Annotated in this window: 24 protein-coding genes, 1 pseudogene and 1 riboswitch; of the genes and pseudogenes, 8 read left to right on the top strand and 17 right to left on the bottom strand. The window is 32.0% G+C overall.

Annotation, left to right across the window (positions count from 1 at the left end; all coding sequences use genetic code 11):
* Positions 1–34 precede the first annotated feature (34 nt).
* Positions 35–1,021: an NADH:flavin oxidoreductase gene (locus tag CKL_RS01700; RefSeq protein WP_011988913.1), complete on the bottom strand. Its 987-nt coding sequence runs from the start codon at positions 1,019–1,021 to the stop codon at positions 35–37.
* A 121-nt stretch (positions 1,022–1,142) separates the two neighbouring features.
* On the bottom strand, positions 1,143–1,625 hold the full coding sequence (gene msrA, locus CKL_RS01695) for a peptide-methionine (S)-S-oxide reductase MsrA (RefSeq protein ID WP_011988912.1): 483 nt from the start codon (positions 1,623–1,625) through the stop codon (positions 1,143–1,145).
* Between the two features lie 505 nt (positions 1,626–2,130).
* Between msrA and CKL_RS01690 the strand changes: the two genes are divergently transcribed.
* Entirely contained in the window at positions 2,131–2,649 is a 519-nt protein-coding gene (locus tag CKL_RS01690; protein WP_011988911.1) for a nitroreductase family protein, read from the top strand.
* 139 nt (positions 2,650–2,788) lie between these two features.
* Here CKL_RS01690 and CKL_RS01685 read toward each other — a convergent pair whose 3' ends face one another.
* Positions 2,789–3,238 carry a Fur family transcriptional regulator gene (locus CKL_RS01685; protein WP_041700756.1) on the bottom strand — a complete coding sequence of 150 codons (450 nt, stop codon included), beginning with the start codon at positions 3,236–3,238 and terminating at the stop codon, positions 2,789–2,791.
* Positions 3,239–3,276: 38 nt separating this feature from the next.
* Positions 3,277–3,849: a MarR family winged helix-turn-helix transcriptional regulator gene (locus CKL_RS01680; RefSeq protein ID WP_011988909.1), complete on the bottom strand. Its 573-nt coding sequence runs from the start codon at positions 3,847–3,849 to the stop codon at positions 3,277–3,279.
* Positions 3,850–4,222: 373 nt separating this feature from the next.
* Between CKL_RS01680 and CKL_RS01670 the strand changes: the two genes are divergently transcribed.
* Genes CKL_RS01670 through CKL_RS01655 form a run of 4 tightly spaced genes read left to right on the top strand, consistent with a single transcriptional unit; the run spans position 4,223 to position 8,387 of the window.
* Positions 4,223–5,821, top strand: coding sequence for a spore germination protein (locus CKL_RS01670; protein WP_011988908.1), 1,599 nt, complete (start codon positions 4,223–4,225; stop codon positions 5,819–5,821).
* 3 nt (positions 5,822–5,824) lie between these two features.
* Complete coding sequence (locus CKL_RS01665) at positions 5,825–7,009, top strand: Ger(x)C family spore germination protein (protein WP_011988907.1); 1,185 nt, start codon at positions 5,825–5,827, stop codon at positions 7,007–7,009.
* Between the two features lie 49 nt (positions 7,010–7,058).
* Entirely contained in the window at positions 7,059–7,277 is a 219-nt protein-coding gene (locus tag CKL_RS01660; RefSeq protein ID WP_011988906.1) for a hypothetical protein, read from the top strand.
* A gap of 21 nt (positions 7,278–7,298) precedes the next feature.
* On the top strand, positions 7,299–8,387 hold the full coding sequence (locus CKL_RS01655) for a GerAB/ArcD/ProY family transporter (protein ID WP_011988905.1): 1,089 nt from the start codon (positions 7,299–7,301) through the stop codon (positions 8,385–8,387).
* A gap of 485 nt (positions 8,388–8,872) precedes the next feature.
* Here the strand turns inward: CKL_RS01655 and CKL_RS01650 are convergent, their stop codons facing one another.
* The 5 genes from CKL_RS01650 to CKL_RS01630 all read right to left on the bottom strand — a co-directional run bounded on the left by CKL_RS01650 (position 8,873) and on the right by CKL_RS01630 (position 12,461).
* Complete coding sequence (locus CKL_RS01650; RefSeq protein WP_011988904.1) at positions 8,873–9,214, bottom strand: DUF190 domain-containing protein; 342 nt, start codon at positions 9,212–9,214, stop codon at positions 8,873–8,875.
* A 24-nt stretch (positions 9,215–9,238) separates the two neighbouring features.
* On the bottom strand, positions 9,239–9,604 hold the full coding sequence (crcB, locus tag CKL_RS01645; protein WP_011988903.1) for a fluoride efflux transporter CrcB: 366 nt from the start codon (positions 9,602–9,604) through the stop codon (positions 9,239–9,241).
* A gap of 2 nt (positions 9,605–9,606) precedes the next feature.
* A complete protein-coding gene (gene crcB, locus CKL_RS01640) occupies positions 9,607–10,050 on the bottom strand; it encodes a fluoride efflux transporter CrcB (protein ID WP_011988902.1) in 444 nt (147 codons plus the stop codon).
* Positions 10,051–10,126: 76 nt separating this feature from the next.
* Positions 10,127–10,186: riboswitch (Fluoride riboswitch) on the bottom strand.
* Positions 10,187–10,797: 611 nt separating this feature from the next.
* Positions 10,798–11,997 carry a nickel pincer cofactor biosynthesis protein LarC gene (larC, locus tag CKL_RS01635; RefSeq protein WP_011988901.1) on the bottom strand — a complete coding sequence of 400 codons (1,200 nt, stop codon included), beginning with the start codon at positions 11,995–11,997 and terminating at the stop codon, positions 10,798–10,800.
* A gap of 77 nt (positions 11,998–12,074) precedes the next feature.
* A complete protein-coding gene (locus CKL_RS01630; protein WP_041700752.1) occupies positions 12,075–12,461 on the bottom strand; it encodes a MerR family transcriptional regulator in 387 nt (128 codons plus the stop codon).
* 252 nt (positions 12,462–12,713) lie between these two features.
* On the opposite strand from CKL_RS01630, the gene CKL_RS01625 reads away from it, so the two are divergent.
* From CKL_RS01625 to CKL_RS19615, 3 genes and pseudogenes are all read left to right on the top strand, one after another.
* On the top strand, positions 12,714–13,847 hold the full coding sequence (locus tag CKL_RS01625) for an aldo/keto reductase (protein WP_011988899.1): 1,134 nt from the start codon (positions 12,714–12,716) through the stop codon (positions 13,845–13,847).
* Between the two features lie 81 nt (positions 13,848–13,928).
* On the top strand, positions 13,929–14,675 hold the full coding sequence (gene larB / locus CKL_RS01620; protein ID WP_011988898.1) for a nickel pincer cofactor biosynthesis protein LarB: 747 nt from the start codon (positions 13,929–13,931) through the stop codon (positions 14,673–14,675).
* Between the two features lie 87 nt (positions 14,676–14,762).
* Positions 14,763–14,971: pseudogene (locus CKL_RS19615) on the top strand (HoxN/HupN/NixA family nickel/cobalt transporter); the annotation flags it as partial.
* Positions 14,972–15,163: 192 nt separating this feature from the next.
* Here CKL_RS19615 and CKL_RS01615 read toward each other — a convergent pair.
* The 8 genes from CKL_RS01615 to CKL_RS01580 all read right to left on the bottom strand — a co-directional run bounded on the left by CKL_RS01615 (position 15,164) and on the right by CKL_RS01580 (position 23,160).
* Entirely contained in the window at positions 15,164–15,640 is a 477-nt protein-coding gene (locus CKL_RS01615) for an SAM-dependent methyltransferase (RefSeq protein WP_011988897.1), read from the bottom strand.
* Positions 15,641–16,023: 383 nt separating this feature from the next.
* Complete coding sequence (gene ppnP, locus CKL_RS01610; RefSeq protein WP_011988896.1) at positions 16,024–16,305, bottom strand: pyrimidine/purine nucleoside phosphorylase; 282 nt, start codon at positions 16,303–16,305, stop codon at positions 16,024–16,026.
* A 147-nt stretch (positions 16,306–16,452) separates the two neighbouring features.
* Entirely contained in the window at positions 16,453–17,259 is an 807-nt protein-coding gene (gene proC / locus CKL_RS01605; RefSeq protein ID WP_011988895.1) for a pyrroline-5-carboxylate reductase, read from the bottom strand.
* Positions 17,260–17,321: 62 nt separating this feature from the next.
* Positions 17,322–17,948, bottom strand: a complete 627-nt coding sequence (locus CKL_RS01600) for a hypothetical protein (protein WP_011988894.1) — start codon at positions 17,946–17,948, stop codon at positions 17,322–17,324.
* Between the two features lie 72 nt (positions 17,949–18,020).
* Positions 18,021–18,512 carry a hypothetical protein gene (locus CKL_RS01595; protein ID WP_011988893.1) on the bottom strand — a complete coding sequence of 164 codons (492 nt, stop codon included), beginning with the start codon at positions 18,510–18,512 and terminating at the stop codon, positions 18,021–18,023.
* Positions 18,513–18,712: 200 nt separating this feature from the next.
* Positions 18,713–21,115: a trans-4-hydroxy-L-proline dehydratase gene (gene hypD, locus CKL_RS01590; protein WP_011988892.1), complete on the bottom strand. Its 2,403-nt coding sequence runs from the start codon at positions 21,113–21,115 to the stop codon at positions 18,713–18,715.
* 60 nt (positions 21,116–21,175) lie between these two features.
* Positions 21,176–21,952, bottom strand: a complete 777-nt coding sequence (locus tag CKL_RS01585) for a glycyl-radical enzyme activating protein (RefSeq protein WP_011988891.1) — start codon at positions 21,950–21,952, stop codon at positions 21,176–21,178.
* Positions 21,953–22,620: 668 nt separating this feature from the next.
* On the bottom strand, positions 22,621–23,160 hold the full coding sequence (locus tag CKL_RS01580; RefSeq protein WP_011988890.1) for a helix-turn-helix domain-containing protein: 540 nt from the start codon (positions 23,158–23,160) through the stop codon (positions 22,621–22,623).
* Positions 23,161–23,342 lie beyond the last annotated feature (182 nt).

The following is a 23,342-nucleotide window of genomic DNA, read 5'->3' as shown; positions in this document are numbered from 1 at the left end:
CTATTTTAATAACTCCTTAAATACTATATTCGAATTATTTCATAGCATTTCTAGCCCAATCTGAATCCTTGTATATAGCTCTTCCCACTCCTATTAAATCAGCTTCTCCCCTACTTAAAATCTCATCTGCTGTCTTTGCATGGATAATTCCACCTGTTACAATTACAGGTATTGATACAACTTCTTTAATTGCCTTTGAAAGAGGTGTAAAATACCCTTCTTCATTTACCCCGGGAATAGTATATCTGCAAAGCCCTCCTGAAATATCCAAAACATCCACTCCAGTTTTTTCAAGCTGCTGTGCAGCTAACTTGCTGTCTTCTATAGTTAAACCTCCATCCATATAATCAGATGCACCCAGTCTCATAAATATTGGGAAAGATTCACCTACAGCTTCACGTACATTCTTTACAATATCCCTATGAATCTTAATTCTTCCTGTTATATCTCCTCCATATTCATCTTGTCTTTTATTAGTAATAGGAGATAAAAACTGATTTAAAAGATAGCCATGGGCAGAGTGGATCTCCACACCATCAAAACCAGCATTTTTTACCCTTAGTGCTGCCTCTTTAAATTCATTTACAATTGTTTTAATTTCATTTTTTTGAAGTTCTTTTGGAGGCATTCCGGTTCCAAAGGGATTAGGAACAGCTGAAGGCCCCACAATTTCCATACCTGTGACTTCCACATTTGCTGCACTTCCAGCATGATTTATCTGCATTATTGTTTTACATCCATTTTTATGAATAATTTCTGCTAGTTTTTTTAGATCCTCCACCATGCTTTCCTGTGCAATGGACACCTGATTGTTACTAGCTTTCCCCTGCTGTGATACAAAACTGTGTTCAATGATAATAAGAGAAATATATCCCCCTCTTGATTTTTCATCATAATAATCCAAAATATCTTTGCTTATCCTTCCGTCTATCCCAGATTTTGCTGTTGCCATAGGGGGCATAATCAATCTATTTTTTAGTAATAATTTACCTGTATCTAACGGTTTATTTAAATAATTCATAATATTTCCTCCTTTAATCACAGATATGCATTAAATATAACCACTATATTTCCACTTGTCAATGAAGTAATTTTAGGTTCAAATGGAGTTCATTGTAACTCCGAAATCTATATTCACTTAATCATTCCATTAACTCTCCTGGTATGTGGCAATAGCCACCGGGGTTCTTCTCCAGATATTTTTGATGATATTCCTCTGCATCATAAAAATTTTTAAGTGGTAAAATTTCCGTCACAATTTTTTTATTATAGTTCTTCTGCTGCTTTTCTCTAGATTTTTCTATTATCTCTACGTCTTCTTCATCTATGTAATAAATTCCCGTTCTGTATTGATTTCCCATATCATTTCCCTGTCTATTCACAATGGTTGGATCTATTATTCTCCAGTAAAGCTCCAATAATTCTTCAAGAGTTATAACTCCAGCATTATATTCTAAAAGACAAGCTTCTGCAAAGCCTGTATCTTCATTACATACTTCTTCATAGCTAGGATTTTCCCCATTTCCATTTGCATATCCTACCTTTGTACTTAAAATGCCCTTTTTATTGTCAAAATAAGCTTGAATTCCCCAAAAACATCCTCCTGCAAGTACAATTTTTTTCATAGATAAAATCTCCTTTCTCCGTACAATACTTAATCAGACTGAAATAGTTATCTACTAACCATTTCTATACTCAATAATTTTATTTATAATATTTCTTACATCATTTATATTATACCTAAATAATTATGTATATAATTTCAAAATTTTGGACATACTATAAATATCATTATCCTTTCGAATTATTTTGAGCTGACCTTGGGTCAGCTTTTTTCTATCAAGTGATTCTCTGGTTCAGGTAGAGTTTATTCACGAATTTAAATATTCCTCAAATTCAAGACACAAAAATATGTGTACTTGATTATTTGTTTTTTACTTAGTATAATACTTTTATTAATAAAAGTAAAATTTTACATAAGGGCAGAGCAATTTCCTATTGACTTTAAAAAAGCCTTTGATGTAGGCGTTAGACTGACAAGTATTTAAACAAACTATTAATATTAAACCCTTATAATTTATTAAAGCTCACTCCACATTATTAAAAATATGTTATGAAAGGATGAGATGTATGAAATTTACTGACCTTGCAAAAAGCAGATATTCCCTTCGCAAATTTAGCGAAAAACCGGTGGAAAAAGAAAAACTTGACTTTGTGCTGAAGGCCAGCCTGCTTGCTCCTACTGCTTGTAACAATCAACCACAGCGTATTCTTGTGATGGAAAATGAAGAAGCCTTGGAGAAAATAAGAAAATGCACGCCCTATCATTTTAATGCGCCGGTAGTATTACTCATCTGCTATGACAATTCAGAAAGCTGGAAACGCAGTTTTGACAGTAAAGATAGTGGAGATATAGACGCCAGTATTGTAACTACACACTTAATACTGCAAGCTTCGGAACTTGGACTGGGTACTACCTGGGTAGGACATTTTGACCCCGCTATTATCAAAAAAGAATTTTCTTTGCCAGATCATATTGTGCCAGTTGCCTTGCTGCCTTTAGGATACCCTGCAGCAGATGCCTCACCAAATCCACTGCATTATAAAAGAGAGTCATTGGAGAAAATAGTATTCTATAATAACTTTTAGTTTAAATGAAATAAAAGCAGAAGTCACTCTAAATCCTTCAAAGTGTATCTCTGCTTTTATTCAATTCTATATTCTATATATAGCTAAATTCAAATATGGAATATACACATCTTAAATTCATTTTTATTATTTTATTGTATTATTTTACATTTTTAACCGATTCTTCAGCACATTTCTCACAAAATCCATAACATTTAACTCGAATATCTTCTATTTTAAAGTTATACTTGTTGTAAATTTTTACTTTTGGGTTGCCTATAAGCAAATTTTCTTGAATTCCAATAATCTTTCCACAACGCATACAAATCAGATGAGGATGTATAAAGTTTTTTTCATCTGTATTAAGTTCATATTTGTTAATCTCATCCTTTTTATCAAAGTCCGTAACAATCCCTATCTCAGCCATAATTTTTAAAGTTCGATAGACAGTAGAGATTCCTAATGTACTGTCTTTTTTCCTAGCTATCTCCCATATCTCCTTTATGCTTAGGTGTTCCCCCATACTTTCCAGCATCACATTCAATATAATTTGACGCTGCTCAGTGAATCTATATCCTTTTTCTTTAAGCAACATCTCAAAATCTTCCATAATATTCAATCCTATATTTATAATTTTTAACTATTGGTTTACTCATACTCAGAATAATATTTATGATGATATCCACGCCTATGATGCATACCATTTTCTTTCCAGAAATCATGACAATGCCCACCATGATGACCGAACCCATGATGGCCATGGTACATTTCTTCTCCATAAGAATTCTCAATCATTTCTAAACTTGCACACAATTTTTGAGTAAGAATAAGTAATTGTTCTTGTTCATCCTCTGTTAAACCTGTAAACAAAGATTCTGCAAGTGTATCTTTACTTTCAGTAATTTTCTCAGATGCTTTTTTACCTTCTTCAGTTAAATAAATGTGCATTACCCGCTGGTCTTTGTTATCCCGTTTCTTCACAATCAAGCCATTCTGCTCTAACTTGGTCAACATTTCAGTCATGGAAGATGGACGTATATCCATCTGTTCTGCCAATTCTCTCTGACTGGCACCATCATTTTGGGAAATTAACAATAACAAGTTCGCCTGTCCGTGATAAAGCCTCCCCTTTCTATGACCTTCTTTATGGGATACACGATGCATCTGCCTGTTCAAGCGATGTAAAGCACGATACAAATCATTTAAATTTATTTTTGACATAATTTCTTCCTCCTAAATATGTTAAAATTAATTTAGGTACCTAACTTAATTTCAGTATACCAACTCTTTTATTAAATGTCAACACAAATATTTAGGTCCCTAATGGATTATTATACTACTTTTATTGAGTAAATGGATGAAAAATTGAACCTGTTTTCACATTAACATATCCCTTTTTTCTTAGAATCTCAATGTTAGGGGTAATACCAGCAGCTTTGTAACCAGGGGCAAAGTATATTATATAATTTAAAGCTCCTACAATACCACTTACAAGATTTAAGAAGTGCAGCCTACATAATATCAAGTTGCATATTTTCTTCCATAATGCAAAGAATAATTATACATTATAATTTTTATTGGAGTGATTTTAATTGTGAAGAAATTTTTTAACTCTAGCAATATTTCAACTTCAGCCTGTATTTACACGCAAAAATTACCTAATAGTGAAGAATCTTTACCTCTAAGCAAATCTATTGCAGACAACTTAAATATTTTACACAGCTTATTTTCCAATTGCACTGATATAGTTTGTCGTGAATTTGTTATAGATGCAATTAAACGTTCCTCTGCACTTGTTTTCATAAATGGCCTAGCAGATGTTAAATTAATTAATGAAAATATACTTACATCAATTATGAATATTAAAGAAATACCATCAGAGGATCTAGCATTAAATCATATTATAGAAATAACCAAGAAACATTTTTTTAAGATTGCTAACACAAGTGAAATATCAACTATTGGAGAAGTAGTATATGCCTTATTAAATGGAAATACTATATTTTTATTAGATGGAGATATTAAAGCTTTAAAGATGACAACACCAGGTTGGAAAGAAAAAAATGTATCAGAAACAAACGTTGAAAAGGTACTTAGAGGATCAAACGAAGGATTCACGGAAAATATTTGCACAAACATCTCTCAGCTTAGAAGAAGAATTAAATCCTATCAATTAAAAATTGAAGAATTCATAGTAGGTAGACAGACTCAAACAAAAATAAATATTACTTATTTGCAGGGAATAGTAGACGACAGTATTGTTAAAGAAGTAAGAAAAAGAATTCAAAAAATAGACGTAGACTCCATTTTAGAAAGTGGATATATAGAAGAATTAATAGAAGATACCTCATATACATTATTTCCACAAATTCAACATAGTGAAAGACCAGATAGGGTAGCAGCTGGCATTTTAGAAGGTAGAGTAGCCATTTTAATAGATGATACACCTTGTGCTTTGATACTTCCTGCCACCATGATTCAATTTTTGCAGGCTAGTGAAGATTATTATGAAAGATATCCAACTGCCTTATTTATCCGATTAATACGACTGATTTTTTTTGGAATTTCACTTTTACTGCCTGGATGCTTTGTGGCAATTATTTCATATCATAAAGAAATGATTCCCACTCCACTACTTATTGGTATTCTTGGAGCTGCACGTGGAGTTCCTTTTCCCATTCTTATTGAAGCACTAATAATGGAAATCACCTTTGAAGCATTTAGAGAAGCAGGAATTCGTCTTCCCGCGCCCTCTAATCAAACTGTAGGTATGGTTGGTGCAATTGTTATTGGCGAGGCAGCTGTCAGAGCCGGTATTGTCTCACCTATTACAGTTATTATTATAGCTATTACAGCAATAGCTTCTTTTAGTATACCATCTTATGATATGGGTTATGCTATTCGTATTTTACGTTTTTGCATGATTTTTCTAGGAGGGTTTTTAGGTTTATATGGGATTATGCTTGGTGTTATTCTAATTTTGATTCATCTGTCATCACTAAGATCCTTTGGTGTAAATTATCTTTCTCCTATTTCACCTCTAAATTTAAAAGAATTTAAAGATATTATAATAAGATTTCCATGGTGGCATATGAGTCATAGGCCCCATTATGCCAGTGACTCACAGCGGCAGAAACCTTATTTAAAACCTGAGCCACCTGGTAAAAATAAAGAAGATGAGAAGAGGCAATAGGATATGAAATATACTGTAAAGTATAAATTAATATTGTTTAATATTTTCATTTTTATGTTTTCTATTTTCCTTTACGGCTGCAGCAGCGATAAAATTGAACTAAATGAAGTTTCTGTTGTAATGGGTATGGGTATTGATAAAATCTCCGGTGATAGGCCATTTCTTTTAACATTAGAAATTATTAATCCTAAATCTGGTAAAGGTGACAATAATGCCTCTGGCAAAGAAAATAAATCTATTGTAAAAGTAAGCACAGGGACTTCTATTTTTGATGCAATACAAAACTTCTCAAAAAATAATTCTACAGCTCTGGATTTTTCACATGCTAAAATAATCATTTTTTCAAGAAATTTATGCGAATCAGAAGTTTCTGATATACTGGATTACTTAAACAGAAATCGTCAAATTCGTAGTACTAATTGGATAGTCGTTGCAAATAAAACAGCTCGAGAAATTTTAGAGAGTAGGATACCTGGGGAAGATATTACTTCAAGGGGTGTAACCAATATGATGAATCATTTCAAAAAGGATCCCTCTATTTTGCCTGTCACTCTAAACAGCTTTATTATAGAATCGAAAAAGGAATCAAGAACAAGCTTTGCCCCTGTAATTGAACTTGAAAAGTCAAAAGATAATATTAATGGAAAAGTTATAATTGAAAAAACAGCTGTTTTTAAAAATAGTCGTTTAATTGGAATATTAACAAATGAAGAATCTAAAAATTTATTGTGGTTAATTGATTATTCAAAGGGACATATGGCTGTATCTCTCGTTAAATCAGTAAAAAATAATGAGACCATAACTGCAGATATCTTTAAAAAATCTAATAGAATAACCCCTCATATAACTGAAGATGGAACTAATATAGAAATTCAATGTACAGGAGATGCTTTTATTAGAGAAATACAAAATATTACTGTAACTCCTGAAATATTAAATAAATTGGAACATGATATTGAAACAGTACTGACAAATCAATTAGATGAATTGATAGATAAATCACAGAAACATTTCAATGCAGATTTTGTTGGTTTTTCAACAAAAATATATAATAATCATCCTCAAGAGTGGATTAACATGAAAAAAAATTGGGATAAAACATTTCCAAACATAAATTATACAATTACTTTTAAAATTAAGATAACCAATATAGGTATAATTAAAGATTCTGTTGTATCAAATAACTAAGTGTATTGGCTAGTTATTCATTTAAATATATCGTAGGAGGAAAAGCTAGGTGATAACAATTATAATTACTGCAGCATTGTTAATATGTGTACTGGAAGGAATTCCTCTATTCAAAAAAAAAATGTGGAAAGAATTATTATCCATGGGATTTATATTATTAATATCCCTGCTTCTTGAAATTAGTAAAATTTTAAATATAATAACTCCAATAAACTTTATAGAACAATTATTTAAACCTTTAGGAAAAATTCTTTTTAATAAATTATAAATGTCTGGAGAGGAATAAAATATGCATGAAAAAGAAGTTATTAGTACAAATCAATATATATGGCTACTTTTTTGTATTATTACCTCTTTTACCGGCTTGCAAGTATTAAGATTATTAATTTTTCAGGCAAGAAGGGATGCCTGGTTAGCTGTAATTTTGGCCTGGTTTTTGGATGTTCTCTTAGCTGTAGTCTATGCTTATATGGGCATACGTTTTCCAGGACAGAACATGGTGCAATATAGTATGACTATTCTTGGAAAAAAGTTAGGTAGAATTGTAGGAATATTATTTCCTATTTTCTTTTTATTAGTTTCTGCTATATTACAAAGGGGTCTAAGTATGATTCTTAGTGTAGTATTTTTTCCTAAAACTTCAGAATTGATATTTCTTATTACTTCCTATATTGTGATTGGTTATGCTGTTCTAAAAGGTATAGAAGTAATAGGAAGAGTATGTGAAGTTTTAGGACCGGTATATCTATTTAGTTCTATTGTACTTTTTTTATTTGTTATTCCAGATATAAAAATAGATAGACTTAAACCCCAGTTTGATGTTGGTTTATATCCAACTTTGACAGGTGTTCCCCTTATTTTATCTTTTATAGGAATATGTTTTATAATGGGTATGTATATTCCCCTTTGTAATCATCCTGAGAATGGATTTATTGGGAAATTTACTGCTGTAAGCATGGGTGCATTTATTATTATTATATTTATTATTAGTACAATAGGAATATTTAGTTATCCCCAAGCAAAAAATATGCTTAATGCTAGTCTTGAGCTTACGAGGTTTATTCACATTGGTGAATTTTTTGAACGGGTGGAAGCTATCTGGCTCATGATTTCTATTGGAGCAGCAATTATAGCTTCATCAAATATGATATGGGCCTTTAGTTTAGGAATATCTCAAATTATAGGATTAAGTACATATAAGCCTCTTGTATTCCCAGCTGTATTACTTTCTTTTGTTATCAGTACGACCTCATTTAAAAACATATTAGATTTAGCAACCTTTGATTTTTACTCATATCCTTTTGTGGCTATATTTATTGAAACTGTACTAGAAATGTTTCTCTTTTTCATGGCACTAATTTTAAAGAAAAGAGGTTAAATTAAGATATAGGTTTGTCATCTTTATCTACTATATTTTTTACTTTATTCTTATATTTACTAAATAGATGCTTTTGGAAAAGATAAGAAATTATACAACATAATAAAATTAGAAACATTCCCACAACAATAGAAATAAAATTATTCACACCTATATTTTCTATGTTTATACACTCCCCGTATAATAAGTTTATAGTCAGTTAAATAACTACTATAGTCTTATTTATTTTTTATCAAAATACATTGTGTCATTGTCCGTAAAGCCTTGCAGCCTGACCAAAGTATTATATTCTGCTTTACTCTCATCTCATTTAAATTCTCGCTAACTATAGCACACTCTATGACTTAGATCAAATTTTTGTTAATTTATAAATAAATTTCAATGGATCTATTGTACCATATAAAGTTGATTTACGAATATGATTACTATTATATTCGTAAATTAACTTTATATGGTAATATGCTTTTCAGTACATGACACAGCTGCTAATTTGTCTGTTCTCTGCCGTATTTTATAACATCTACATCTGTAACCATAATTAGCCCCTCGTTCACCATTTCTTCCATAGCCGGTATAGCCTTTTCGATGCACTCTTGTACATCGATGGCTTCCACGATAATTGGCAGGCTTGAACTAAGGTCCAGAATTCTCATTGTTCTTAATCTTTTTCCCTTACCATAACCTTCTATCCCTCGTGTAACAGTCACTCCAGCTATTCCTAATTCTTTGAGCTTAAACACAATTGCATGATAAAGATTATGTTTTTTATACATAGAATCCTCACCAATATAGATTTTTAAAATTTTACATTTCCCCTTGATGTCCATATGTTTATCCACCTTTCCTTTTTCTTATATTATTTTAATAAGATTGCCTAACCAAAAACCTAATATGTAGCCAATAATACCTAAAATCAAAGAACCCAAAATATAAATAAATGCATTTAGCTTCTCGTTCTCCTGAAACAAATTGAAGCCTTCATACATAAATGTTGAAAATGTAGTATATGCACCCAGGAAGCCATCTCCCAATAACAGGTACATATTCTTACTGATATTCAAACTGCTGACCATGCCTAAGAGAATAGCACCTGTTATATTGATTATAAAAGTACCTACAGGGAACGTAGTCGCAGATTTCTGTGAAATAACTTTTCCTAATTGATACCTGGCTAAACTTCCAAATGCGCCGCCTATCCCCACAAAAACAAAATTCATATTCAATCCGACCCGCTTTCATTAATTGATTCTTCTTCTAACTTTTTATCTTCCTTATTAATTAATTTTACTACAACCTCTCTGGCAAGCACGATACCCAAATACACAAAGACAATTCCTAACATAGTTGAAACAGTTACATAGGAGATTGCCGAGAAATAATCCCCTTTAGAAAACAATGTCACAGTTTCCTTGCATAATGTAGAAAAGGTGGTATACGCTCCTATAAATCCTGTGGCAATCCCGAGCCGGATGTCAGAATCAAACTCCAAAACTTCATAAGCCACTGTTAAAATAAAAGCCAAAATGAAGCTTCCTGTGATATTGATAATCAAAGTATTTAAAGGAATATTCTCATGATAATGAACAATAGGAATATTTCTGATAACATACCTTAATATAGCGCCTAGAATACCCCCAATACTAATAAATATATACTCTCTCATTTCTTTTCTCCTTGTCCTACATAGGTATTCTTTCATAACCTCTTTAAACAAAATGACTCCTACAAATAACAGAATGTTATTTGTAGGAGTCATAAGCATTTCTGCGGTTATGGTGAACTCCATCACCTTATTATTTTTATCATAGCATAAAATAAGAAAAATTGCTATGAAATTACGTTGAAATCTCCATATTACAATAAATAAAAAAATAAGTACCAAATATTATCTTGGTACTTTTTGTGGTTTTAAGTTTTTAGATTGATAAGTATACTTATACTACAAGGAATTATACTTACATGAATGTAGTGTTGTATTTCATTATTATTGGGTATTGTATGTAATTATTATATTTATCAATTGTTATGATATTATTATGTATAGGTTAAATAATATTGACATTTTAAATATGTGTTAATATAAAAATAAGCCCTCTAAATGACGAAGACTTATTTTTAATAATGTTATCTTATTTTAAGAGTGCGAGTTTGATACATAAATTTCTGATAGTTGCATTTAAATTTATTGTGCCCTGCAACCACAGACACAGCCCTACATATCTATAACGCCTGGGGATATTATATACTTTTGCTATGATTATATTCTCTAATTGTTACAATATTATTTTGTACAAGTTAAATAAATATTTACACTGTAAAAAACCCAATGATTCAGATAAAAAATACTTAAATTACAGTTCTGAATTGAAAGCAAAATTAATATTAATTATTACATTCCTAATCTATAACATCAATTTAAATCTTGTCTATATACTACTTTATATATCTTATCTATAGATATATTTTTTTCTTTTGCTATAGCCTTGCATTCCTCATATTCTGGTTTATATTTCACTAGTTTTCCTTTATAATAAGATTTTTTTACTGTAATATCTCCATACTCTGTTTTTACTTTTGAAAAATCTCTATTTAACATTATTTTTTCGACTTTATGTTTTCTCACACCTATTGAAGTTGTTTCTTCAAAAATAACATCTAAAACATCCTTTTCACCTTTTTCACTAATTAACACACTTAAGTTTATACCTGGTCTTCCTTTTTTCATATATATAGGTGTTTTAAATACATCTAATGCCCCTACTTCAAAAAGTCTTTCTTGTACATATTCATAAAATTCTGGATTCATATCATCTATATTAGTTTCAAGTATATACTGTTCTTCCACTTTTTCAGAACGCTCCTGCTCACCTAAATATACCCTTAAAACATTTGGAATTTCTAAATCTCTATGGCCTATTCCATAACCTATCTTTTCAATTGAAAAATCAATTTTTGAGGTGAATTCTTCAACATTGACTGCAAGTATTGCAGCACCAGTAGGGGTAGTCGTTTCAAACTGCACTATTCCTGTACTAATTGGAATGTTTTTTAGTATTTCTGTTGTTGCAGGGGCCGGTACTGGTATAATACCATGAGAACATTCAACAAAGCCACCACCAACTTGAACTGGTGATGCAATAATTCTATCAACTTTTAAATAATCTATACAAATAGCTGCCCCCACCAAATCCACAATTGAGTCGATAGCTCCTACCTCATGAAAATGCACTTCACATAAACTTTTTCCGTGAATCTTTGCCTCTGCCTCTGCAATCTTCATAAACATGCCTAAACTAATATTTTTTACTTTATCACTTAAGTGACTTGAATTTATTATTTTCTCTATATCTTTTAATTTTCTATGATGGTGATAGTGGTCGTGACCATGTTCTTCTTCGCCATGACTACTTTCATTTAGCTTAACATCTACTCTAGTTCCTGTTATTCCAAGTTTTACAGACCTTTCAATTTTCATTTCATATTCAGAATTCAAATTAACTTTTGAAAGTTCTTCCATTAAATATTCTTTTGGAACTCCTAAATCTATTAGTGCCGCTAAATTCATGTCGCCACTTATACCACAGAAACAATCATAATATAAAATCTTCATATTTATCACTTCCTCTGAGCATTTGAATTAAATTTTCCTTTTTATTCTCTGAAATTAAATATGCTAAAGAACACAAATTAGTCATACGTTCTTTTCAATTGTTCTTCTTTTACCAATACTTTTTCTTCATATCCATCAATTTTCATATCCAGGCGCTCCAGCGTTTGTTTCATTTCATTAATTCTTTCAATAAGCTGCCTACGTTGTTCTATCAAAAGCTCTTTTCTAGCCTTAATTGTAGAATTTCCCTGTTGAAACATAGTTACATATTCAACTAATACTTCAATGGAAAGTCCGGCACTACGCATACATTTTATAAATCCAACCCAATTACAGTCTTCTTCCGTATAGTTCCTAATTCCACTGGCACTTCGATTCACAGGTGGAATCAAGCCTACACGCTCATAATACCGCAGTGTATCAGCTGTTATATCATATTTTTGACTTACTTCTGCAATCATCATAGAAAAGCACCTCATTTACTTTTTACTTGTATTTATTCGTTCTATATATACTTTATCACTTTAAGTGTACTCCAAGTCAAGTAATTTTTCTGAAAAACTTTAATGGCTCATATCTCTACAAATTTTTTAAAAGAAAATTCTTGACTTGGAGTTAACTCTAAGGTGTATTATTATTTTAAAGATGCTAAGACGAAGACGTGCATCCATAAAATCATTTCAGAAATAAATAAAAATAGAGGAGGAAATATAAATATGAAAAAGAAAAAACTGGGATTTGGATTAATGCGTTTGCCGTTAAAGAACCAGGAAGATCCATCAAGTATTAATATGGATACACTGAATCAAATGGTGGATACCTTTTTAGAAAGAGGCTTTACTTATTTTGATACAGCATATATGTATCATGGTTTCAAGAGTGAGACAGCTATAAAAGAAGCTTTGATTAAAAGGCACAGCAGGGATAAATTTACCCTTACTACAAAACTTCCAACTATGCTTTTAAGAACAAAAGAAGATCAGGAAAAAATTTTTAACGAGCAGTTAGAGAAATGTGGTGTAGAGTATTTTGATTATTATCTTCTTCATAACCTAGGTGTAACAAATTATAAAACAGCTGAAAAATTAAATAGTTTTGAATTTATTCAGGAAAAGAAAAAACAAGGCAAAGTTAAACATATTGGTTTTTCTTTTCATGATAATGCGGATTTACTAGAGAAAATATTGACAACACATCCTGAGGTAGATTTCGTTCAGCTGCAGATTAATTATATGGATTGGGACAATGAAAGCATTCAGTCAGGTAAATGCTATGAAGTAGCAAGAAAACATAACAAACCTATTATTGTCATGGAGCCTGTCAAAGGTGGTTCCCTTGCAAAAGTACCTGAAAAAGCAGAGCAATTATTTAAAGAATATCATCCTAACATGTCTATACCATCATGGGCTATCCGTTTCGTGGCAAGCCATGAGGGAATTATGATGGTATTAAGTGGAATGTCTAATATGGAGCAGTTACTGGATAATACAAGCTACATGCAGGAGTTTAAACCATTTGTACAGGAAGAATATGATGTCATCAAAAAAGCAGTTGGAATTATTAATGAAGCCATTGCAATTCCCTGTACGGCCTGTCAGTACTGTGTAGAGGGCTGTCCCAAAAATATAGCTATTCCGAAGTATTTTGCATTATACAATACAGAAAAACAATCTCTGAGCTCAGGTTTTTCCACGCAAAGATTATATTATGATAATTATATAAAAACACATGGAAAAGCATCAGACTGTATTGGATGCAAACAGTGTGAAAAAAGTTGTCCACAGCATATTGAGATTACGAAGTGTTTAAAGGATGTAGCTGATACATTTGAAGCAAAACTTTCTTTCTAAAAAATAATGAACAAAAAATTTAAGGAAGAAGGCAGCAATTGAAAGAAGTAAAATCATGAGATTTACTTTAGGAGGAATGGAATGAATAAGAATGATCTAATAGAAATGCTTAAAATGATACGCAGTAATAAAATGGAAATTGATGAAGCTGTTGAAAAAATTATAGAATTACCATTTAAGGACTTAGGATTTTCAAAAATTGATAATCATAGAGAAATAAGGATGGGTTATCCTGAAGTGATATATTGTGAAAGAAAGACAGTAGAACAGGTAAAAGATATTATAAAATTCATGCTTACAAAAGATAATGACATATTAGCTACTAGAGCCAGTGACGAAATGTACAAAGCAGTAAAAGAAATCTGTAAAGAAGCAAAATATAATTCACTTGGCAGAACAATAACTATCAAAAAAAGAAATAACAGCCTCACAAATAGCTATATAGCTATAGTTTCGGCTGGAACTTCTGATTTGCCTGTAGTAGAAGAGGCTGCAGAAACAGCTATGATATTTGGAAATAAGGTAGTAAAAATTACCGACGTTGGAGTAGCTGGTATTCACAGATTATTTGAAAGTTTGGATGTTATTAGGGGCGCAAAGGTAGTCATAGTTGTAGCTGGAATGGAAGGAGCACTTGCTAGTGTTGTTGGAGGTCTCATAGATAAACCTTTGATTGCAGTACCAACAAGTGTTGGATATGGAGCAAATTTTGGAGGAGTATCAGCTCTTTTAACAATGCTAAATAGCTGTGCAAGCGGCGTTACTGTAGTAAATATAGATAATGGCTTCGGTGCAGCTTATAGTGCCAGTATAATTAATAAATTATAAAAGTAGTATTTAAAATATGAGCTTTAATCTAAAAACGCTTCCAAAAATGATTATACTATTATAGTGGTATTGCTACATATAGATAATTTTATCAATAAAAACTGGCATATATATCCCCTTAGTTTCTTGTTTGGATTAGGATTTGATACTGCCTCTGAAATAGCACTATTGGCTATCTCTACTAGGGTGGCATCTTAATCTCTCCCTGTTATTTTTTTATATGTCTCCCAATTCTTTTTGCCTCAGGAATGAGTTTACTAGATACAGCAGATGGTATTTTTATGTTAGAGACTTTTCTATATTAGTTCAAATTACAAACTGCAGTTATACTTTTCAAGTTTTTCTTAGATTCAGGTAAAGCTTACTATAGAGAAATGCTTATCTCCATCTCCATCTGAACCTTAGAAAAACTTATCTAGGTGTACTGCAATGCTTATCTTCATTTTGAGGAGACTAAAGATACTAAATAGTTTTAGTTTTGGTGTAGATTAAAAATTAAATACTGTACTCCAGTCAAAATCTCCAGACTCCTCCATACTTTTGGGCCAATTGGAACACCATTTTGGAACTACTGGTTTCTCTACTCTATCAAGACTAGGAGTATATGGTTTAACATCTAAAACAGGAGTTCCATTAATAGCATCTATATAAGCTAGTCCAATAATGCCCTTGTCATAATCAATGTAAGTAACATAACTGCAGCTGAGACCAATAGGATTGGGTCTCTCTGGGGAGCGTGTAGCAAAAGTTCCTAATATTTCAGGAGCATTTTTATAGGGATTCTTCTCAATAAGTTTTGTTCTGGATTTAAAATTATCACACTTATCAAACCACCATAGTACATTTACATAGCTAAATCCATCCAAATTTATAAGGGCAGGAATGTACTCTTTATTTAAAGCTACTCTCATGTCTTTGCCATCTACACAAATCTTCCCAACTGCTCTTAATTTAAACTGTTCCATAAATAAATCTCCTTATTTTATATTTTATTTACGGCGCCGTTAATATTAAGTATACTGATATCAATTAATACTACAAGGATTTTTTTGACTTTATATTTTTATATTAATAACTTCTTTTACTCTAAAACACCCTTTATTTTGTCCTTATTAACTTAGTAGATTGACAAGATAGAAATCAGTATAAATTTCAACACAGTGTGTAACTGGTACATTGTTCTGAATGGCATAAATTTGAAAAGCATTATTTCCAAGGAATTTATTTATGTTGTAGCCAGATAAGGCTGATTAATTTGAGTGATAAAAAATTACTATAAAAATAAAATGATTGTATCTTTATATCTAAAATAAAAATACAATCATTTTCTTATTATATTATAAAATAATTATTTATATAGACACAAATATGCAGTTTCAACTTCAACTATCAGATTAAACTTTAAATTTGCATTCACTATAAATATATCATCTTTATCATACCTTTTAAAAGTATCTTCTCCAGGAAGTTTAACTTGCATTGAACCGCTAATTATTTTCATGTGTTCTTGTTTAGATGTACCAAATTCATATTCGCCTGGAGACATAACACCTACTGTTGCTTCTCCATCCACACCATTAAAAGCAATAGAGACAACATTGCCATTGAAATAACTATTAGATTTAAACATAAACATTCTCCTTTTATCATTTTAAAATATTAAACTTTTTTTCAACATTTTTACAATAAATGAAATAGAGGAATACTGCATATGAAAAGTTCCAATATGATCCTATTTTAACTTTACACATTTATATGTCAACTTCAATAAAGGTATCTAAACTCCCATATTTCTATTTTTTTCTGTCGCTGCATGAACAGTGTCAATTACTGCTGATCTAAAACCTTTTTCTTCTAAAACTTTCACAGCTGCCATGGTAGTACCTCCTGGCGAACACACCATATCTTTTAATTCTCCAGGATGTTTACCCGTTTCCAATACCATCTTAGCTGAGCCTAAAACTGCCTGAGCTGCAAATTCATAAGCCATATTTCTAGGCATTCCTTCTAAAACAGCACCATCTGCTAAAGCTTCAATAAACATATATACATAAGCTGGTGAAGATCCACTAACACCTACTACAGCATCAATCAGTTTTTCTGAGACTATTTGTCCTTTACCGAAGCTGGAGAAGATTGCTAATACTTTTTCTTGCTCCTCCTGTGATAAATGCTCATTAACAGCAATGGCTGACATTCCTTCACCAACAAGTGCTGGTGTATTCGGCATAACTCTCACAATCTTATGTTGTGGAGACAGCAATTCCTCAAGTTTATTTACAGTTACACCTGCAGCAATGGAGATTACTATTTTATCTTTAGAAATATCTTCTTTAATTTCTTTTAAAACTGTTGGTAATACCACTGGTTTAACAGAAATAATTAAAGTCTGAGCATTTTCTACCAATTCCTTATTTCTGTTAACAGGCTTAATGCCTAGCTCATTTTGTAGTTTTTCAAGGGTAGGGGCATAAACATCATAAACAAATATTTCTTCTGCTTTATAGAGCTTAGATTTAATTAAGCCTCCCATAATTGCCCTTCCCATATTTCCTCCTCCAAAAAATCCAATTGTATTTTTCATAAATAACTCCTTCTTTCTTTATCAATTATTAGTTTTATTGGTATTAAAAATAAAATTAACTCCTAAAAAATCAATATATACGCATAATTTGCTATTACACCTGCCACCAAGCCTCCAATAAAGTGGGTCAGCATAGCATAAGTAGTAATTTCACGTGTTTTCATTGAATCTGCTATTGATGCATGGCTGGATAGAAATCCTGCCCAGCAGTAAGCAATGGCAAAATAAACTGCCATATCATGACCATTTAACAATCCACTTTCAGCCAGCTGTTTTGCCCCGGCGATGGAAGCCCCACACGCACCTAATGAAGTTAATGGCAATCCTAGAACCTCTGAATTAGCAAAACCAAATAATGGAGTTAAAATAAATGACAGTTTATCTCCAATATCTTTAAGTAATCCGGTTCCTTCGTAAGCCACACCTTGGTATACCGCTTGACCATCAACAATACTTGGTCCATTAGTTAAGATCATTACCAATGTAGTAAAAATCAAAATTCCTGGAATTATGCTCAATCCCAATTGCACACCAGTTTTTCCACCATCAAAAGTTGCATTTAATCCACGTTGAAATGCATTTCCCTCACGAACTTTTCTATAACCTTTAGGTGCCTGATCCATTACGGCATCAAGATATTCTTCACCAACATTTTGTTCAGTACCATACATTTTTTTAGTTTTTCTCATAAGTAATCGTGTACTAAGTGCTCCGCCTATAAAGGCACAAATTGTTCCTAATGCAACGCTGCTGGCATATTTTCATCCTTGTATGCCTAATATTCCACCTGTAATAATGATCCCCATTCCAAAGGTAGTTCCAAAATTTATCATTGTTGTCCACTGATACTTTTTAAAGTATTTTGCATAACCAGGATCCTTGGAATTTATAACAATAGATGGATTATCCGAAAAATAACAAGTTATTGCTCCTAGTGATGCTGCTCCTGGAAGCTTGAACAAAGGCTTCATAATTGGAGAAATAAGCTTATTCAATAATGCAGTTACTCCAAACTCAGAAAACACACTGGAAACAGCTCCTGCTAGAACCGCTACAGACATTATATAAAAAGCAGTATTAATTAATAGATCATGGGCTGTCTTCATGATAACGCTAAAGGTTTTCCCTACACCCATTACAATACTTAAATAACCTAAAATTAATACAATAAATCCTATACATAGGTAAGTTCCTTTAGTGATTTCTTTCCTATACCTATTTTCTTCCATATGGACGTTATTTTCTAATTCCATAATCTCGCTCCTCTCATTTTTTAATTATTTTCTGTATCATTCTTTAAAAATAACCTAACAATTTACTTAAATATCAGACTGTTATCTTCATGAAAGTGGAAGATACGCACTAATACGCACATAGATAAGTTTTCCTAAGATTCAGATGGAGAAAAGAATTCCTTATGGCCAGACTCCATCTGAATCTAAGAATCACTTAATCAAGCAAAACTTTGTTCTGTACGGTTAATAATTTCATCTTGCAGAGCTCTATCCAGGTTATTGAAGTAATCACTGTATCCAGCAACTCTTACTATCAAATTCTCGTATTCCTCTGGATGCTTTTGGGCATCAAGCAGTGTTTTACGATCGATAACATTGAATTGGATATGATGACCGTCCATGGAGAAGTATGAACGAACCAAAGTAGCCATATTGGAAATACCCTCTTCGCCTTGAACAACTGAAGGTGTAAACTTTTGGTTCAGCAATGCTCCACCAGTCTTCAATTGATCAATTTTAGAAGCAGATTTAACTACAGAAGTAGGCCCATTTCGATCAGCACCCTTTTCAGGAGAAATACCACCTGGTAGTGGAATTCCAGCATGACGGCCATTAGGGCTAGCCTCCATTACTTGACCAAAATATACGTGACAAGTTGTTGGCAAGAATTCAACTACAGTAGTGGAACCCTTAGGTGTAGTTCTTCCTGCAATAGCATCTTGTAGAGACTGAGAAACATCTCTTAAAATATCATCTGCATAATCATCATCATTTCCATACTTAGGTGTATGGTTATAAACAGTTTCAAAGATTTCATCATAACCTTTAAAGTCAGCTTTACAAGCCTTCAACAGTTCGTCCATAGAGAACTTCTTATCTTCAAATACATTCTTCTTTATGGAAACAAGTGAGTCGGTAATAGTTGCTATACCTACACATTGGATGTAGCTTGTATTATAGCGAGCTCCTCCCGCATTGTAGTCAACACCGGATTTAATACAATCATCAGTGATAACAGACAATAATGGAACCGGCATATATTCCATATACATACGTTCAATTAAGTTATTTCCTGCAATTTTTACATTGACTACATACTCCAATTGTTTATAGAACGCATCATAAACTTCTTGATAAGATTTGAATTTGCGTGGATCTCCAAGATCTAATCCCACTTGCTTTTTGGTATAACTATCAAATCCACGATTCAATACCAATTCAAAGATTTTTGGTATATTCAAATAACCAGTCAATACATAAGCTTCCTTGCCCGCTGTACCAGTTTCTACACATCCACTGGCAATTCCACTTTCCCTGGCATCATCAATGGATTTACCCAAAAACAGTAATTCCTGGATAATAGCTTCAGAATTATAGAAAGCTGGCTGTCCCCATCCTTTACGTGAAATTTTTAATGCTTCACGCAAAAACTTTTCTGGAGTCTTACGTGATATCTGCACATTTGAACTTGGCTGCAACAATTTCATTTCATCCATTACTTCCAAGATTAAGTAGCTGACTTCACTTACACCTGTTGTTCCATCTGGACGTAGTGCTCCAGTATTGATATTACAGAAATCCGTATAAGTCGCACTTTCCTTCAAGGTTATTCCAACCTTAGGAGGTGTCGGCTGATTATTGAATTGTATCCATAGATTTTCTAGAATTTCGAGAGCTTCTTCACGAGTCAAACGTCCTTCTTCAATATCTTTTTCATAGAATGGTTCCAAATGCTGATCCAATTTACCTGGAGAATAAGCATCCCAATTGTTCATTTCAGTAGTAACTCCTATATGAGTAAACCAGTACATTTGTACTGCCTGACGGAAGGTTCTTGGTGCATGTTTCGGTACCACATCACAAACTTCAGCTAACTCTAGCAGTTCTTCTTTCCATTGAGGATCGTTTTCAACAGATGCCAAAGCACGTGCTTGATCTGCATAACGTTCTCCAAAAATAATCATGCCTTCGCAAACTAACTTCATACCTTCTAATTCTTCTTTCTTATTAAGTGCAAGTACATCATTGTTATAATCCAAATGATCAATTTCATATTGGATATCATTAATAAAATCAATATATCCTTTACGATATATTTTTCCATCAGCTACAGTATGTCCTGGACCACGCTGCATCAAAAATTCAGTATACAATCCTGCATCAAATAGCTTGTGCCATTCATCCGGTAATAATTTATTCATTCGTGTCATCAATGCACGATCTTTCCAGTAAGGAATAATTACTTCTTTTTGAATTCTCTTATCTTCTTCAGAAACTTTAAAGAAAACCTTTTCTCGATTATTCATATTGTCGAAATCTTTCAAGGTATGGCAGCATAATTCCGGGAAGGTTGGTGCAGCCCATGGCTTATGTCCCTTTTCCCCTATTATGATAGCTCCTTTTTCAATGTAGAGTGTACGATTTTCCATAATGTACTTGAAGGCTAATCCACGAAGAACTGGAATTGAAAATTTTCCTTCATACATTTTATAAGCTTCTGTTAGTAAAACTGCTCTCTCCATAGAAATGCTGGGTTTACATTTCTTATCACTGATTTCTCTCAATCGTCTTATACGTTCTGTAGAGCCTCTTTTTGTCTGCTCTAATGTTGAATTTGTCATTTTATCATCCTCCTTAAAAGTGAAACTATAATCTTATAAAGAGATGCTTACAAGCAATCACTAACCGCCGACTTTCACGGAATACCCTGCTTTTTCGAAGTATTCTTTAATTTCATTCATGCGCTCATCACTTGGTTTTTCAAAATTTTGAGTACATTCTCTATTCAAATTACGATACTTATCTCTGCCAAAGTCGTGATATGGCAGAAGATTAATACTTTCTATAGAAATATTTTGTTCTTGAAGCCAGTCGACAATTCCACAAATTGCTTGATCATCCACGTTAACATCCTTAATCAAAATTAAACGCAGATTGATTTTCCCTCTATGATTACTGATTAACTTAAGATTTTCCAATACCAAATCATTGGATACTCCTGTATACTTTGTGTGCATTTGTGAATTAATTAACTTTAAATCGTAAAGAAAAAGATCAGTATATGGTAATATTCGTTCATAATTACTAGGTGGAACTACACCACAGGTGTCAATCACTACTGATATTCCTATTCTATGGAACTCTTTTACTAGTTCTTCAATGTAATCCATATCTTGAGTCATAACTTCTCCTCCAGATAAAGTCACGCCCCCGCCAGATTGATCATAAAAGATTTGATCTGCTTGAACTATTTTTACAAGTTGCTTTATAGTATACTGCTTACCTATCATTTCTTCTTTCCCATCCCTGTTTTTCATAACTTCAGGCTTATATTTTTGACTTTCTGGATTATGACACCACATACACCTGATAGGACAGCCTTTAAAGAAAATCGTGGTACGAACACCTGGTCCATCATGAACAGAAAACTTTTGAATATTAAATATATAAGGTATCATTGAAACCAACCCCTCTCTTTTCATTTCTAATTATAATTCATTTTTATGAAAATTTCAAGCTTTATTAATATATTTTTTCATAATAATGATTTCCATTTAACGAGTTCTAAATATCCATCTGCTTTGTTAAGCCGAGGTTTAAAACAATTACATATACAAAAAAAAACTAAAAAGCATAATTCATATTCATAAATTTATATGTCAATAGTATACGACCTGAAATAAAGAATATTTCTGCAAGAATGACATTAACTATTTGTTTTGATTATTTTCAAATAATTATAAAAGGAAAGAGAAATTATAACTAAACGAGATGAATTTGCCATCTGAATTTGGATGATAGGAAATAAAAATGCACATTTTAAGAAATAGAAATGAGAAAAAATATCATACTTAAAAAAGCAAAATAAGATTTCAAATTATCACAGGAAAGACAACTTTATAGGATTACTTAAAGAAAAATTCATTGAAATATTAATTGAATTTGAAAAGCTTATATATCTCTTTAAGTTTTCTGTATGCAGAGAACCAGAAAATCAAGCATACGGATATGAATAATAATATAATCAATAATTTTAACAACTTTAAAGACAGAAATCATCGATTTATTATAACTGCATTTTAGTAAACTTCTAATAAAACTCCAGTGTCTTCATTTTTTTAAACAATCAGATACTGCTGGGATAGTGAACAGTAATAAATTTTACCACTTTATTGGTCTGATTGTCCCAATTATGTTTTTGGGTAGATAGATAATGAGCAGAATCACCTGGATACAACTTGAATATGTTCTCATCAATTATTAAAGTTAAAATTCCTTCTAAAACATAAATAAATTCTTCTCCTTGATGGGCATAGATATCTGGATATTGATGCTCATCTTTTGGTAGAAGTTCGATTAACTCAGGGGAGAGCATTTTATCTTCAGGATAGCGACTTAGACTTTTGTATATAGCTTTATTTATTTGGCGAACGAATGGCTGATCATAACTTCTGATAATCAGCTCCTTTTCTTCATCATCAAAAAAATAATTGATTCTGACGTTGAGTACAGTGGCAATAGTAGATAAGTGTTCTACTGCAATTGTGGTGATACCCCGCTCAAATTGAGAAAGAAAACCAGTAGACAATCCAGTCTTCTCAGACATGGTTTTTAATGTTAATCCTTTTTTATTACGTAATTCTTTAACCTTTTCTCCTATATTCATAAATATAATCATTCCTTTCACAAGCTTAAAGCATTAAACTCAATAAAATTTATTTTATAATTAAGTCTGCAACAAATATATATGTAGATTGTCCTTTCAAATATAAATAATTATGCCTTTGAATGTAGCGTTTGTCAAGGTAGTTCCATGTATATTCACGGAAAAAGTATGAACTAATTTTC

The sequence above is a fragment of the Clostridium kluyveri DSM 555 genome (assembly GCF_000016505.1).
GTDB classification, from domain to species: domain Bacteria; phylum Bacillota; class Clostridia; order Clostridiales; family Clostridiaceae; genus Clostridium_B; species Clostridium_B kluyveri.
The sequence above is the reverse complement of the archived record's forward strand: the minus strand, read 5'-3'. Positions and strand labels throughout refer to the sequence as shown.